At 66.3% G+C, this 14,382-nt stretch carries 12 protein-coding genes; all 12 read left to right on the forward strand.

The window, feature by feature from the left end; translation table 11 throughout:
• Positions 1 to 36 precede the first annotated feature (36 nt).
• Positions 37 to 3,942, forward strand: coding sequence for a DNA polymerase III subunit alpha (dnaE, locus tag HMPREF1316_RS06035; RefSeq protein WP_021726129.1), 3,906 nt, complete (start codon positions 37 to 39; stop codon positions 3,940 to 3,942).
• Positions 3,943 to 4,043: 101 nt separating this feature from the next.
• The gene (locus HMPREF1316_RS06040) at positions 4,044 to 4,427 is read left to right on the forward strand and encodes a desulfoferrodoxin family protein (protein ID WP_021726238.1); all 384 of its coding nucleotides are present in this window, start codon (positions 4,044 to 4,046) and stop codon (positions 4,425 to 4,427) included.
• A gap of 252 nt (positions 4,428 to 4,679) precedes the next feature.
• Entirely contained in the window at positions 4,680 to 6,539 is a 1,860-nt protein-coding gene (locus HMPREF1316_RS06045; RefSeq protein WP_021726203.1) for a hypothetical protein, read from the forward strand.
• 52 nt (positions 6,540 to 6,591) lie between these two features.
• Complete coding sequence (gene ruvC / locus HMPREF1316_RS06050; RefSeq protein ID WP_021726035.1) at positions 6,592 to 7,254, forward strand: crossover junction endodeoxyribonuclease RuvC; 663 nt, start codon at positions 6,592 to 6,594, stop codon at positions 7,252 to 7,254.
• Entirely contained in the window at positions 7,251 to 7,883 is a 633-nt protein-coding gene (gene ruvA / locus HMPREF1316_RS06055) for a Holliday junction branch migration protein RuvA (RefSeq protein WP_021726089.1), read from the forward strand. Before ruvC ends, ruvA begins: the two co-directional genes overlap by 4 nt.
• Entirely contained in the window at positions 7,883 to 8,953 is a 1,071-nt protein-coding gene (ruvB, locus tag HMPREF1316_RS06060; RefSeq protein ID WP_021726167.1) for a Holliday junction branch migration DNA helicase RuvB, read from the forward strand. Before ruvA ends, ruvB begins: the two co-directional genes overlap by 1 nt.
• Before the next feature lie 40 nt (positions 8,954 to 8,993).
• Complete coding sequence (locus HMPREF1316_RS06065) at positions 8,994 to 9,383, forward strand: hypothetical protein (protein WP_021726250.1); 390 nt, start codon at positions 8,994 to 8,996, stop codon at positions 9,381 to 9,383.
• Positions 9,384 to 9,567: 184 nt separating this feature from the next.
• Positions 9,568 to 9,774 (forward strand): cold-shock protein, encoded by a 207-nt coding sequence (locus HMPREF1316_RS06070; protein ID WP_021726039.1) that lies wholly within the window; start codon positions 9,568 to 9,570, stop codon positions 9,772 to 9,774.
• Between the two features lie 144 nt (positions 9,775 to 9,918).
• Positions 9,919 to 11,346, forward strand: a complete 1,428-nt coding sequence (locus tag HMPREF1316_RS06075; RefSeq protein WP_021726046.1) for a Sapep family Mn(2+)-dependent dipeptidase — start codon at positions 9,919 to 9,921, stop codon at positions 11,344 to 11,346.
• A 9-nt stretch (positions 11,347 to 11,355) separates the two neighbouring features.
• Positions 11,356 to 12,333, forward strand: a complete 978-nt coding sequence (locus HMPREF1316_RS06080) for a radical SAM protein (RefSeq protein ID WP_021726224.1) — start codon at positions 11,356 to 11,358, stop codon at positions 12,331 to 12,333.
• Positions 12,326 to 12,637, forward strand: coding sequence for a hypothetical protein (locus HMPREF1316_RS06085; protein ID WP_021726173.1), 312 nt, complete (start codon positions 12,326 to 12,328; stop codon positions 12,635 to 12,637). Before HMPREF1316_RS06080 ends, HMPREF1316_RS06085 begins: the two co-directional genes overlap by 8 nt.
• 215 nt (positions 12,638 to 12,852) lie before the next feature.
• The gene (locus tag HMPREF1316_RS06090) at positions 12,853 to 14,331 is read left to right on the forward strand and encodes a nicotinate phosphoribosyltransferase (RefSeq protein WP_021726086.1); all 1,479 of its coding nucleotides are present in this window, start codon (positions 12,853 to 12,855) and stop codon (positions 14,329 to 14,331) included.
• The last annotated feature ends 51 nt before the right edge of the window (positions 14,332 to 14,382 follow it).

The raw sequence follows: 14,382 nt of genomic DNA on the forward strand, positions 1-14,382 counted from the left end.
TCCTGACGGTGTTCGGCTTTCCCGGAGGCAGCGCGCATGGCATTCGTCCATCTCCACAATCACTCGGACTTCTCGATCCTCGATGGCGCCACGCGCATTCCCGACATGGTCAAGCGTGCGGTGGACCTCAAGATGCCCGCCGTCGCCCTCACGGATCACGGCTACATGTTTGGCATCCCCAACCTCGACCTCGAGTGCCGCCACTACAACGACGACGCCCCCGCCATGGTGCAGTGGCGCCACGATGTGGAGTGCTTCAAGAAGGGCTGGGACCTGGACGAACCCGAGCCCGACCGTCCCGATGCGGAGCCCTGGCAGTGCGCGCATGCCCAATGGGAGGGGGACGTCCGGGCGTGGGAGGGGTCCGACCACGACCTCTCCGCCGTTCAGGCCCATCGTGCCCCGCTGCGCATCAAGCCCATCTTCGGCTGCGAGGCCTACTTCATCACGGACGACTGCATCGAGCGCGGCACCAAGCAGCGTCGCTACCACCTCATCCTGCTCGCCAAGAACGAGACGGGCTATGCCAACCTGCTCAGGTGCATGTCCATCGCCGCGGGCCACGAGATGTACTACTACAAGCCGCGCGTCACGCTCGACATGCTCAGGCGTTACAGCGAGGGCGTCATCTGCCAGAGCGCCTGCGTGCAGGGCATCATCCCCCAGCGCATCCTCGAGGGCAACGTGGACGAGGCTCGCGAGTGGGCGCGTGCCTTCAGGGGCATCTACGGCGATGACTTCTACATCGAGATACAGGACCACGGTCTCAGCTTCCGCAACGGCTGGGACGATCGCAAGCTCGACGAGTACCTCGTCAGGATCGCCCGCGAGCTGGACATCAAGGTCGTCGTCACCAATGACTTTCACTACCTCACGCGCGAGGACGCCCCCACGCAGGACATCCTCTCCTGTATCGGCAAGGCCACCACGCTCGATGACCCCAACCGCATGCGCATGGAGGGCAGCGAATTCTACATGAAGAGCGAACAGGAGATGCGCGAGCTCTTCTCCTGGATTCCCGAGGCGTGTGACACCACGCTCGAGATCGCAGACAAGTGCGACTTTGAGCTTGACTGGTCCAGCATGTACCTGCCGAACTTCCCAGGGCTCAAGTCCGGTGAGACGGCAGAGGAACGCTTCCGGACGGAGTGCGAGAGAGGCCTGGCAAGGCGCTATGGCAACGACTGGCGCAATGTGGTCATCAACGGCATCAACGTGCAGGAGCGCTTCGAGTACGAGTACAAGGTCATCTGCGACAAGGGCTTTGCCAACTACTTCCTCATCGTGCAGGACTACGTCCAGTGGGCCAAGGACAACGGCATCGGCGTGGGGCCAGGCCGCGGCTCGGCGGCAGGGGCCATCGTGGCCTATGCCATGAACATCACGAGCTTCGACCCGCTCGAGAACAACCTCATGTTCGAACGCTTCCTCTCGCCGCAGCGCTCCGAGATGCCCGACATCGACATGGACTTCGATGACGAGCACCTGCAGGACGTCCTGCAGCACGTGCGCGACGTCTACGGCGAGGACCACGTCTGCAAGGTCATCACCTACTCCACCATCAAGGCCAAGCAGGCCATCAACGATGCCGCCCGCGTGCTGGGCCAGCCCGTCTACGTGGGGCAGCGCCTCTCCAAGATGCTCTCGAACGACCCCAAGCTGGCGCTTGGGAATGCCCTGCACAAGAACGAGAAGAGGCCCGACCAGTATTCGCCCGACTTTGAGGACGCCTACGACAAGGACCCCGATGCGCACCACATCATCGATGCGGCCCTCTCCATCGAGGGACTGACGCGCGGCGAGGGCGTGCACGCCTGCGCCACGCTCATCGCCCCCACGCCCGTCACCGACCACGTGCCCACCAAGCTCGACACCAAGGGCAACGTCACCATCACGCAGTACGAGGGCCACTCGGTGGCCGACATGGGCCTGCTCAAGATGGACTTCCTGGGTCTGCGCACCCTCACCGTCATCGACAAGGCGCTGGCCAACATCCGCCACAGCCATCCCGCCGCAGCCGACATCGAGGCCATGCCAAGGGCCGTCAGGGCCTGTCTCAAACCCGATGTCACCTGCGTGGACATCGACGTGGACAAGATCGACTTCGCAGACCCCAAGATCTACGAGCTGCTGGGCTGCGGCCACACGGCGGGCGTGTTCCAAGTGGAGTCCGACGGCATGACGGCCACCATCAAGAACATGCAGCCCACGGAATACAAGCAGATCGTGGCCCTCATCGCCCTCTATCGCCCAGGCCCCTTGGGCGCCGGCATGGTGGACAGCTACATCAAGCGCATGCATGGCCAAGAGAGGATCTCGTACTACGACGAGCGACTGCGCCCCATCCTGGAGGAGACCTACGGCACCATGGTCTACCAGGAGCAGGTCATGCAGATCTCGGTCAAGATGAGTGGCTTCACGCCGGGCGAGTCAGACTCCCGCATGCGCAAGCCCGTGGCCAAGAAGAAGATCAAGATGCTGACAGGTGAGGTCTTCCACTGGGAGGGCAACGGTGCGGACGAGACCATCTACGACCACTGGATGAACGGTGCCGTCACCAATGGCTACCGGCGCGAAGTCGCCCAGGAGCTTTGGGACAACGTCCTTGAGTTCGCCTCCTACGCCTTCAACAAGAGCCACTCGGCGGGCTACGCCATCCTCGTCATGCAGACGGCCTGGCTCAAGGCCTACTTCCCGCGCGAGTACATGGCCTCGGTCCTCACGTCCTACATGGGCAAGACGGACAAGATCGTCCACTACGTGAGCGCATGCCGTCACGAGGGCATCCAGGTGCTCCCCCCCGACATCAACGAGTCCGGCAGGGACTTCACGGCGACGGCCGATGGCATACGCTTTGGCTTTGCCGGCATCCGCGGCGTGGGCGAGGGCCCGGCGGAGGCCATCATGACCGAGCGCGCCGAGGGTGGGCCCTTCAAGAACCTGCATGACTTCGTCGATCGCGTGGACGGTGGCCAGGCAAACCGTCGCGTCGTGGAGGCGCTCATCAAGGCCGGTGCCTTCGATGCCACCGGCTACCCACGCAGGCAGTGCATGTCCTTCGTGGACAAGCTCGATCCCTCCAACATCATCGATGCGGCGGCAAAGCGCCAGAGGGATCGTGCCGCTGGCCAGAGTTCCCTCTTCGACATGTTCGGCGACGTGGCGGGCTCCGGCTTCGAGGATGATGTTCCCGAACCAAACGACGACGAATGGGATCGCCACACCAAGCTCGCGCAGGAGCATGAGGTGCTCGGCATCTATGTCTCCGACCATCCGCTGCGCCCGTTCGAGTACGCCCTCTCCAAGGCGCGTGACTGCACCATTGCCGACCTCGATACGACCGTCCCCTTTGTCGATCCCGTGTCGGGTGAGGCGGGCACGCATCCCCAGGTGCCCGATGGCAAGGTCATTCGCCTCGCGGGCATGGTTCCCACGGGTGGCGTCGCCAAGAAGGTCACCAAGCGTGGTGACCAGATGGCCATCGTCACGCTCGAGGACATGGAGGGCGAGGTGCCCGTCGTCGTCTTTCCCAAGACCTACAAGGAGTGCGCCGCCGCCCTGGAGGGTGAGGTCGACCTCGAGACGGGCGAGCGCGTGGGGGATGTGTTCATCAAGGTCACGGGCAAGCTGGAGCGAGGCGACAGGGGCATACAGGTCATCGCCTCGACGGTCGAGGGCATGGAGCTCAACGAGAGAGCCAACCGTCCCAAGGTCCTGGAGGTGTGCATGACGCCACGTCAGCTCTCGCAGGATCGCATCGAGACGCTGCAGTCCATCCTTTCCCGCTATAACGGGTTTGACCATGTCGAGTTGCTTGTCGAGGGGGCGAGCGGCGGCACCATGCGCATGGCCCTGCCCGTGAAGGTGGACGCGCGCAACATGGTGCTCATCGCTGAGGTCAGGGACCTGATGGGGCATGATGGTCACGTACAGCTGGTCTAGATAAGTTTCCGGACGACCGTATATGTTATTGACATGATGGCAATAATGAGGGCATGCGATGGTGGGGACCATCGCGCCACAGACGAGTGAGAGGAACCAACATGTCCGAGCCTACCTTCTATCGCTGCAATACGTGCGGCAATCTGGTCTATGTGGTCAACGAGGGAACCTGCACGCCCGAATGTTGTGGCGAGCCGATGGAGGAGCTGGTCGCTGACTCCACCGATGCCGCAACCGAGAAGCACGTGCCTGTCATCGAACGTTCCGGCGAGACCGTGACCGTCAAGGTCGGCGAGATCGCGCATCCCATGCTTGAGGCCCACTTCATCCAGTGGATCGCGCTGGCATACGGCGAGGCCGTGTCGTTCCACCATCTCGAGCCTGGCGAGGAGCCCGTCGCAACGTTTGCGGGTGTGCCCGCGGACGCCAAGGTTGTGGCCTTTGAGCACTGCAACCTTCACGGGCTGTGGAAGGCAGGGGCCTAGGGCCACGGCGTTTGGCGAGCGTCTGTGCGCGGGCACCGGTTCGACCGGTGCCCGCCTTTTCATAGGCGTGCCCCTCGCTCCGGCAGGTGCCCTTGGCCCCTGACACCGGCGGCCCCATCTCACGCAGGCGTGCGGTGGGCCTGCGGATGGGCGGGGACCGATGCGGCGACGGGGCCGTACGGCCCTTGGCCCCAACGATCCGGGTCGTATGGCGTATCCTGAGGGAAGCGATACGAGCAGGAAGGGTTCGTCATGAGAATCGGCATCGCACAGATCGAGACTCGCCCCGGTGACCTCACGACCACAGGGGAGCGCATCTGCTCCTATGCGAGCGCTGCGGCGATGCAGGGTGTCGACCTGCTCCTGTTCTCGGCAGGCGCCCTGACGGGTTTCCAGGGCGTGCGGCCGAGCGACCAGCAGGACTTTGACGTCGATGTCTTCCGCTGTCTCTGCGGCCTCTCCGAACGCGTTTCCTGTCCCTGTGTCATACCGGTCTACCTGGGGCTTGAGGATTCGCTCTTTGCCGATGTCGCCCTGGTGGCGGACGGCAGGGTCCGCCTGCTCAACATGGAAGTCGATGGCTTCCAGATGGGGGAGACCCCCGAGCGGCCTGTCGCGCCAGGCTCGCGCGTGCTGTCCTATGGGGGGAGAACGTTCCAGTTTGCCTGCACCCTCGACGAGTATGATGCCATCGTCTATGCGGGTACATCGGCGGACGTCGTGGTGCTGCTCGACTCCGAGGGGGCGAGCATGGACGATCCCATGAGCCTGCTGGGTGCCGCCCTGGAGGAGAACAGCTATGCGGACGACGCGGCCAACCTCGGAAGCTGGGTCGTGGGCGTGGCGTCACTGGGCGTGAGCGGCGAGTCGGTCTCATGCGGCGGGAGTTTTGTGCTGTCGCCGACGGACGGGCTCGTGGCCGTGGCGCCCGCCTTCGAGGAGCATCTGCTCGTTGCGCCCCTCGAGGAGGGTGCGGCCGTCCCTGACACGCGTCCGGAGCGCCCCGTCCTTGACGAGCGGCTCTTTCTCTGGCAGCTGCTCACCTTGGGTATCAAGGGGCTCACCGCTCGCGCGGGCGCCGCCCCCGAGGTGGTGCTGGCGCTCGATGGGACCCTGTCCTCGCAGGTGCTGGCCATACTTGCCTCGGATGCCCTCGGTCCCACGCACGTGCACGCGCTGCTCTGTGCGGCGGATGCGGCGGGACAGCGGGCCTCCGACAACCTGGTGACCCGCCTGCGTGTGGATAGCCGCCGCTCCGAGCATGCCCGCACGCACGGGGCGTCCGCGGAGGACGTCCTCGAGTCCTCCCAGGTGGAGGCGCAGCTTGCCGCGTGGGCAGCGGAGCTGGATGGCGTCGTGCTCTCATCTCAGGACAAGACGGCGCTCGCCCTGGGGCTCGATGCCCGCCAGGCGACGGCGGCCTTCGTGGTCCCGCTGTATGACGTGTATCGCTCCGACCTCCTGACGTTGGCGCACTTCAGAAACACCATCTCCCCGGTCATTCCGCATGTGACGCTCATGCCCGCGGATCTTCCCGATCCGTGGGGACATGCGGTTCGCGGTGCGCAGGAACGCGAGGAGCGCCTGAGCGCCATTGACCGCGTGCTGGCCGAGTACCTCGAGAACGCCCGGCCCATAGCGGACGTCATCGACGTCACGGGGTTCTCGCGCGAGTTCGTGCTTGATGTGCTCGATGCCCTGGATGACGCCAATGGCCTGTGTCTCGTGATGCCGCATACGCTCGCCACGGGCGCGCTCACCCTCAGGGAGGCGGCGCTTCCCACGGGCATGACCTGGCGTGACGGCGCCCACGCGCATCCGGGGGAGCTGCAGGCAACACTCTCGGACCTGGTCGAGCGGCACCTTGACCGATCGCGGCAGCAGGAGGATGCGACCGATGCCCAGACGCCACCTGATGGGGCCACCCCCCTGGGGCAGGGGGCGCGGGAGGACGTCGCGCGCCAGATGTCCGAGGCCCTTTCGCTGCTGCGCGACTTCGCGCAGGCGCAGGGCCTTGACATCAGCGTGACCCAGCGGGAGCTGGGGGAGACGGAGCACGACGGTCGCACCGACGACCATCCCGGCTGGCGCTATCCCTTCTCCGAGAACTGAGTGCCGGCTGTGCTACCATAGAACGGACGTTCGTATCCGCAGAGGGAGACGCATGGTTATCCTCGGCATAGACCCAGGCCTCGCCCATACGGGCTGGGGGATCATCGAGACGCGTGGTGCGACCTGCCGGACGCGCGCCTATGGGTGCATCGCAAGTGACACGTCTCTCGACCTCGCACGCCGCCTGGGGAGGATCTACGACGAGGTCTCGCGGGTCATCGTCGCCTACGCACCTTCAGAGCTCGCCATAGAGAAGGTCTTCTTTGGTAAGAACACGCGCTCCGCCATCGCGACGGCACACGCGCGCGGTGCCGCCATCGTCGCGTGCGCCGAGGCGGGGCTGCAGATGGGGGAGTACACCCCCATGCAGATCAAGCAGGCCGTGGTGGGTACGGGCTCTGCCGACAAGCGCCAGGTCATCTTCATGGTGCGCACCATCCTCTCCCTCGACCACGACCCACGCCCCGACCACTGTGCCGACGCGCTCGCGGCGGCGGTGTGCCATGCCAACCTCACCACCACCCAGCGCGTCGCCCGCAACGTTGCCTCCGTCGCGGTCTTCGAGGCCGAGCAGGCGCAACGCGACCAGGCACGCAAACGGGCCAGCGAGGAGACCGCCGCCGCCACGGCAGCGGCGGTGGCGCTGCGCTCGGCAGGCCCCCAGGCGCGTCCGGCTGTGTCCCGGGCGCGGCAGAGCAGGAGGAGCACGCAATGATTTCCCAGCTCACTGGATCGCTCGTGGACGTGTCTCCAACGTCTGTCGTGCTCGATGTCGGCGGCATCGGCTTTGTCCTAGGCGTCTCGGCCACCACTGTGGCCGCGCTGCCACAGGCGGGCAGCGCCGGCATCACCCTCCTCACACGCATGGTCGTGAAGGAGAATGCCATGGAGCTCTATGGCTTTGCCTCCGACGACGAACGCGCCGTCTTCGACAGGCTCATCACCATCTCTGGCGTGGGACCCAAGCTTGCCCTTGCCGTCCTCTCCTCCTTCGCCCCGGCGGCGCTGGCCACCATCGTCACGATGCAGGACGTCAGTCGCATGGCCCAGGTGCCCGGTGTGGGCAAGAAGAAGGCACAGCGCCTGCTCATGGAGCTCTCTGACGTGTTTGCCAAGGACGCCACGTTGCGGGGGTTGACTGGCGGCCAGGACGTGCCATCCGGTGCGCCATCCCAGCCCGATGCGTCCGAATCGACTGCCGAGGAGGCCACCTCGGCGCTCCTCTCCATGGGCTTTACCCCACAGGAGTGCGACCTTGCCCTCAAGGGGCATGACGAGGCGGGCGCGACCACGCTCGAGCAGACCATCGCCTACGCGCTCAGGCGTCTGGGAGGTGGTGCCTGATGTGGGAGGCCCCCGATGACGACCTCTTTGCGGATGCCGTGGGGACCCCGTCCCACGAGCGCGAGCGCATGGTCACCGGCGAGCTCACGGCGGACGACATCGACGTCGAGCACAGCCTGAGGCCCACCACGCTCGATGGCTACATCGGCCAGGAGCGCGTCCGATCCAACCTGCGCGTGCTCATCGCTGCCGCCAGGGAGCGCAATGAGACGTTGGATCACGTGCTCTTCTCGGGTCCTCCGGGCCTGGGCAAGACCACGCTCGCCGGCGTCGTCGCCACCGAGATGGGCGCGCGCCTCAAGACCACCTCGGGCCCAGCCATCGCGCGCACGGGGGACCTCGCGGCCATCCTCACCAATCTCGAAGAGGGGGACGTCCTCTTCGTGGACGAGATCCACCGTCTCAACCATCAGGTCGAGGAGGTCCTCTATCCGGCGATGGAGGACTTCGCCCTCGACATCGTCATCGGCAAGGGCCCGGCTGCCCGCTCCATCAGGCTGGACATCCCACGCTTCACCCTTGTGGGGGCCACCACGCGCACGGGCCTCCTCACGGGCCCCCTGCGGGACCGCTTTGGCATCTCGTATCGGCTCGACTACTACGGCACGGACGAGCTCGCCCGCATCGTGGAGCGCTCTGCCTCCATCCTTGGCGTCGAGGTGGACCACCAAGGTGCCCAGGAGATCGCCAGCCGCGCGCGCGGCACGCCGCGCCTGGCCAACCGCCTGCTCAAGCGCGTGCGTGACTATGCCCAGGTGCGCGCCGACGGCAGCGTCACGTGGGAGGTCGCGGCGGAGGCCCTCTCGTTCTTCGAGATAGACGAGATGGGACTCGACTGGATGGACGCCAGGATCCTCGATGCGCTCACGCGCACGTTCCGTGGCCGACCCGTGGGGCTCGCCACCATCGCCTCGGCGGTGGGGGAGGACTCCTCCACGCTCGAGGACGTCTATGAGCCCTACCTAATCCAGCGTGGCCTCATCGTCCGCACGCCGCAGGGCAGGCAGGCCACGGCCCTCGCTTACGAGCATCTCGGCATCGTGCCGCCCGCGGAAGGCGGCGGGGCCTGAGTGCCCCAGGGCAGCGTCATGACCATCCAAGGGAGACCACATGTTGCAGCACGACTATCTGCTCGAGCTCATCGCCCAGTTTGTGGAGGTGGTCAGCTCTGCGCTCAGACGTGCGCTCGGTTCGGGGGATCTCTCGGCGGCCGGTGAGGTCGAGGAGGCCATCGCCGGCCTGCTGGACATCGACCCCGTGATCGCCTTGCAGCTCTCGCCCGACTCGCTCGTCACCATGATGGTGCTCTCCGGTGTGGGCGACTCGGTTGCGGAGTATGTGGGGTATGCGCTCGACAAGGTGGGCGATGCCTACGCCACCGCGGGAAGGGGTGAGCTGGCGGAGGTGCGCCATGCCCAGGCCCAGGCTGTCTATGGGTCGTTCGGGCTCGAGGAGCACAGTGTCCCCCCCGAGCTCAGAGGGTTGGACAAGCAGCTGTAGGAAGGGGTGGGCAACCTGTGGCGCCACATGCCTGAAGGCCCTCTGCCCCAATTTGTTCTGTCGTTTGAAAATACTCAACGCCCTGGCCCGTCCCGTACGGTAGAATAGCGGTCGTGGCTCACGTCACGGTTAGAGCGCCTCGGCGCAGCGTTTATACCCCTAGGGGTAGGAAGAAAGGCACGACATGGCAAAGGGTACTGTTAAGTGGTTCAACCCAGACAAGGGCTATGGCTTCATCTCTCGTGAGGATGGCGATGACCTGTTCGTTCACTTCTCCGAGATCAAGATGGACGGCTTCAAGACCCTCGAGGAGGGCCAGGCGGTCGAGTTTGACGTCACCCGCAACGAGGAGAAGGGCAAGGATCAGGCCTCCAACGTGAGGAGGATCTAGTCCAAAGGCCCATAGCGCATGATGGGAGGCCGCACGCGTGCGGCCTCCTCTCATATGGTTTCCCGATGCCTCGGCGGCCCTCGCCCTACGGAGGGGTAGACTGCCTACCGTGGCGCGGATGCCGTCTCACGGAAGGAGGGGCATATGGCTGATGACGCCCTCTGGCACGAGGTCGAGGCATACGTGGACGAGGTGTGGGAGGATGTCGTCGCGGACATTCGCACGCTTGTGAAGGTGCGCTCCGTGGAGGACCTCTCCCAAGCCTCCGAGGGCGCCCCGTGGGGCCCCGGCCCACGCGCGTCACTCTCGCGCGCACTCGCGATCGCCGGGCGTCTGGGCCTTGCCACCACGGATGTCGATGGCTATATCGGCTTTGGTGACCTTCCCGGTGCGGACGAGCGCTACCTTGCCACCATTGCCCACAGCGACGTCGTGCCCGAGGGGCTGGGATGGACGGTCAGCCCCTTTGACGTGACGCGCAGGGATGGCTTCCTCATGGGTCGCGGCGTCCTGGACGACAAGGGTCCGCTCGTGCTCTCGCTCTATGCGGCGCACTTCTTCGTGCGCCAGGTTGCCCGTACGGGCGAGCGTCTGCCCTATACCCTGCGCTGCCTCATCGGCGCCGAGGAGGAGACCTCCATGGGCGATCTCGCCCACTACCTCGCCCACTATCCCGCCCCCCTCTTTGCCTTCACGCCCGACGCCGACTTTCCGCTCATCTGTGGCGAGAAGGGCGTCTTCGAGGGGCGCTTCACGTCCGGGGACATCCTGGGCACACCCGACAGTCGCATCGTGACGATGGACGGCGGCACCGTGTCCAACGCCATCTGCGGGCTTGCCACGGCAACGGTGCGCGCGGACGCGGGCACGCTGCCCGTCGCCGAGGGCATCGACGCCGAGCCCGCCGGCGATGGCCTGGCCACGCTCACGGCCCATGGCAGGGGCGGCCATGCGTCGCTGCCCGAGGGCACCGTCAATGCCATCGGCATGCTTGCCAGCTACCTGCTGGGAAGTGACGTCTGCTCTGCGGCAGAGCGCGCCTTTCTCGAGCTCGAGCGGCTGCTGTGCGCCTCGGGCCACGACGGTGCGGCCCTGGGCATCGCAAGCTCCAACGACCGCTTTGGCGCGCTCACGCTCGTGGGCGGCACCATCCACACCGAGGGTGCGCGGCTCGTGCAGTCCTGTGACGCACGCTATCCCGACGCCACCACGCACGAGGCCATCGCGCAGGCGCTCTGCCAGGCGGCGCGGGAGCATGGGGCCACGTTCGAGCCCATCCAGGTGAAGGAGCCCTTCTACACCGACCCATCCTCGCCGGAGGTTACATGCCTGCTCACGACGTACGACGAGCTCACGGGCGGGAGGTCCGAGGCCTTCGTCATCGGTGGCGGCACCTATGCGCGCATGTTCCCCCGCGCCTGCGCCTTCGGTCCGCATGAGCCTGCGGAGGACGTGCCGGCGTGGGTTGGGCCGGAGCACGGCCCCGATGAGGCCGTGAGCGAGGAGAGCCTGCGGCGGGCGCTCGAGATCTACATCGTCTCCATCGCCCGCCTCATGCGGATCGAGTACTAGGGTCGCATCGTGTCGACCTATGCGGCATACGACCGCTGCGAGCTCTGTCCGCGTCGCTGCCACGCCCTGCGCAACGCGGGGCGGAGGGGCCTCTGTGGTGCCTCGTCGGCGTTGAGGGTCGCCCGCGCGGCCCTGCACCACTGGGAGGAGCCGCCCATCTCGGGCGAGACGGGTTCCGGTGCGATATTCTTTACGGGCTGTCCCCTGCGCTGCGTGTTCTGTCAGAACCAGGACATCTCGCAGGGAGGCTTTGGCCTGGACGTGAGCGTGGGGCGCCTGGCCCAGATGATGCTCGAGCTGGCGGGGCAGGGGGCGCTCAACATCAACCTCGTGACGCCCCTGCACGCCGCGCCGCAGGTGCGCGATGCCGTACTGTTGGCACGCGAGGCTGGGATGGGCCTTCCCGTGGTGTGCAACACCTCGGGCTACGAGCTGCCCACTACGGTGGACGCCATGGCCGACGTGGTGGACGTGTGGCTCACGGACTTCAAGTACGCCTCGCCCGCGCTGGCGCGCGAGCTCTCTTGCGCGGGGGACTACCCCGCGGTGGCCTTTGAGGCCCTTGCGCACATGCTCGCCTCGCTGCGCGAGCGGGGTGGCCGCCGCGAGGGCGCGGATGGGCGCATGGAGCAGGGGATCATCGTGCGCCATCTCGTGATGCCAGGCCACGTGGATGACTCGCTCGCCGTGCTCGACCGTGTATGGGAGGCCTGTGGCAACGAGGCGGACCTCTCCGTCATGAACCAGTACACACCCACCGGGCGCTGCCTGAGGATGGGTGGGGACCTCGCGCGAGCCCTCACGGACGACGAGTACGAGCGCGTGCTCGACCATGCTGACGACCTGGGCTTCGAGTGGCTCTGGTGGCAGCAGGGAGGCACCGTTTCCGAGAGCTTCGTTCCCGCCTTCGACGCCACGGGCGTCGAGGGGCCGGAGCTCGCACCCATGATGGCAGGCCCGTCAAGTGAGGGGGGACAGCATGCGTGACATCGCGCCACTGAGCGATGAGGAGCGTGCGGAGCTGGAGGAGCTTCGCAGGGAGAGGGTCCAGCGAGCCGAGGCTGCCCAGGCGGCCCACGAGCGCAGGGAGCTCGAGCGCCTCAAGTCTGAGCGCGCCGCCATGGAGCGCGAGCAGGCCGCGGACGAGCGGGCGGCGCGCCTGCGCGCCAAGAATGCCCGGCTCATGGAACCGGATGACGATCTGAGGATGCCCGTGGGCCAGAAGGTCGTCCTCATCGTGCTGGCCATCATCGTTCTCGTGGTCCTCACGACCCTGTGGCTGGGCCACTAGGGCAGACCTCTCCGCGTCCGTCCCCTGTCGGAGACGGAAGGGGCTGCCAGGGATGGCACGTCGCGCCTCATCCAACGCGCCCAGGGCCCGCCGGCGCATGCGGGGCATGCCGCTGCGCCTTCAAGGCGAGGCCTTGACCCAAGTGCTACCCTTGGGGGAGCACGCCTGCGGCACCTGCGCCGAGGCAGTACGCCACCTGCAGAGGGGACACGCACATGGCACTCACCGATGGCACCCATCCGAGCGACGTCGCGCTCAACACGGACCTCTACGAGCTCACGATGGCCCAGGGCCTCTGGGAGTCAGGGATGGTGGATGCCCAGGCCTGCTTCACCGTCTTCTTCCGCGAGAACCCCTTTGGGGGCGGTTACAGCGTCGCCTGCGGCATGGGGCAGATCGCCGACCTCGTGGAGAGCTTCACGTTCGCGCCGGATTCCATCGACTACCTCTCCACGCTCGAGGCACCGGGCGGCGGTTCCATGTTCAAGCCCACCTTCCTGGACTTCCTGCGCGACTTCCGCATGCGGGTGTCGGTTTGGGCGATCGCCGAGGGTGACCTCGCCTTCCCGCGCGAGCCCATGGTGCGCGTCGAGGGGCCCATCATCGACTGTCAGCTGCTCGAGACGGCTCTGCTCAACCTCGTCAACTTCCAGACGCTCGTGGCGACCAAGACGGCGCGCGTCGTGCATGCCGCCGAGGGCCATCCCATGAGCGACTTTGGCCTCAGGCGCGCCCAGGGCCCCGATGGTGGGCTCTCGGTCGCCCGCGCCTCCTATATCGGCGGTGCCGCGTCCACCTCCAATATGCTCGCGGGCAAGATCTACGGCATCCCCGTGTTTGGCACGCATGCCCACTCCTGGGTGATGTCCTTTCCCAACGAGCTGGAGGCCTTTCGCGCCTTTGCCAAGTCGAGTCCCAAGAACTGCGTGCTCCTGATCGACACCTATGACGTGCATCAGGGCATCAGGAATGCCATCATCGTCGCCAAGGAGATGGAGCGCGCCGGCGAGCGGCTCGCGGCGGTACGCATCGACTCCGGCGACCTCGCCAAGCTCTCCAAGGAGACGCGTCGAGCCTTTGACGAGGCCGGCCTGCCCTACGTGAAGATCTCCGCCTCCAATGACCTCGACGAGTACACCATCCAGTCGCTCCTTGCCCAGGGCGCGCCCATCGACTCCTTCGGCGTGGGTACCAAGCTCGCGACCTGCGATCCCCAGCCGTCGCTCGGGGGCGTCTACAAGCTCTCGGCCGTGCGTCACTCGGCGGACGTGGCGTGGGAGCCTGTCATCAAGCTCTCCGAGATGGCCTACAAGCGCACCATTCCCGGCATCCAGCACGTGAGGCGCTACTACGACGCCGCTGGCTGCCCCGTGGGCGACATGATCGTGGACGAGGGCTATGACAAGGGCAGGCCCACCATGGTGGATGTGGTGGATGACCTCGTGAGCTACGACCTCTCCGGCATGGAGTCCCGCGAGCTGCTCGTGCAGCTTGTCAAGGAGGGACGGCGTGTGGCCGCGCCCGAGGGCATCGAGGACGCCCGCGCCCGGGTGCGCGAGTCCCTGCGCATGCTCGACCCGAGCGTGCGCCGCTTCCTCAACCCCCAGATGTATCCGGTGGGACTCGAGGAGGGCCTGGCCGAGCTCAGGCGTCGCCTTGCCACGCGCGAGCATGCCGGGTCCGGCCGGGCGTAGCTCCCGTCCTCTCTGTTCGCTTGCCGCATTCGGGGCGGGACGGCGTGGCAT

The organism is Olsenella profusa F0195, from assembly GCF_000468755.1.
Lineage (GTDB): Bacteria > Actinomycetota > Coriobacteriia > Coriobacteriales > Atopobiaceae > Olsenella_F > Olsenella_F profusa.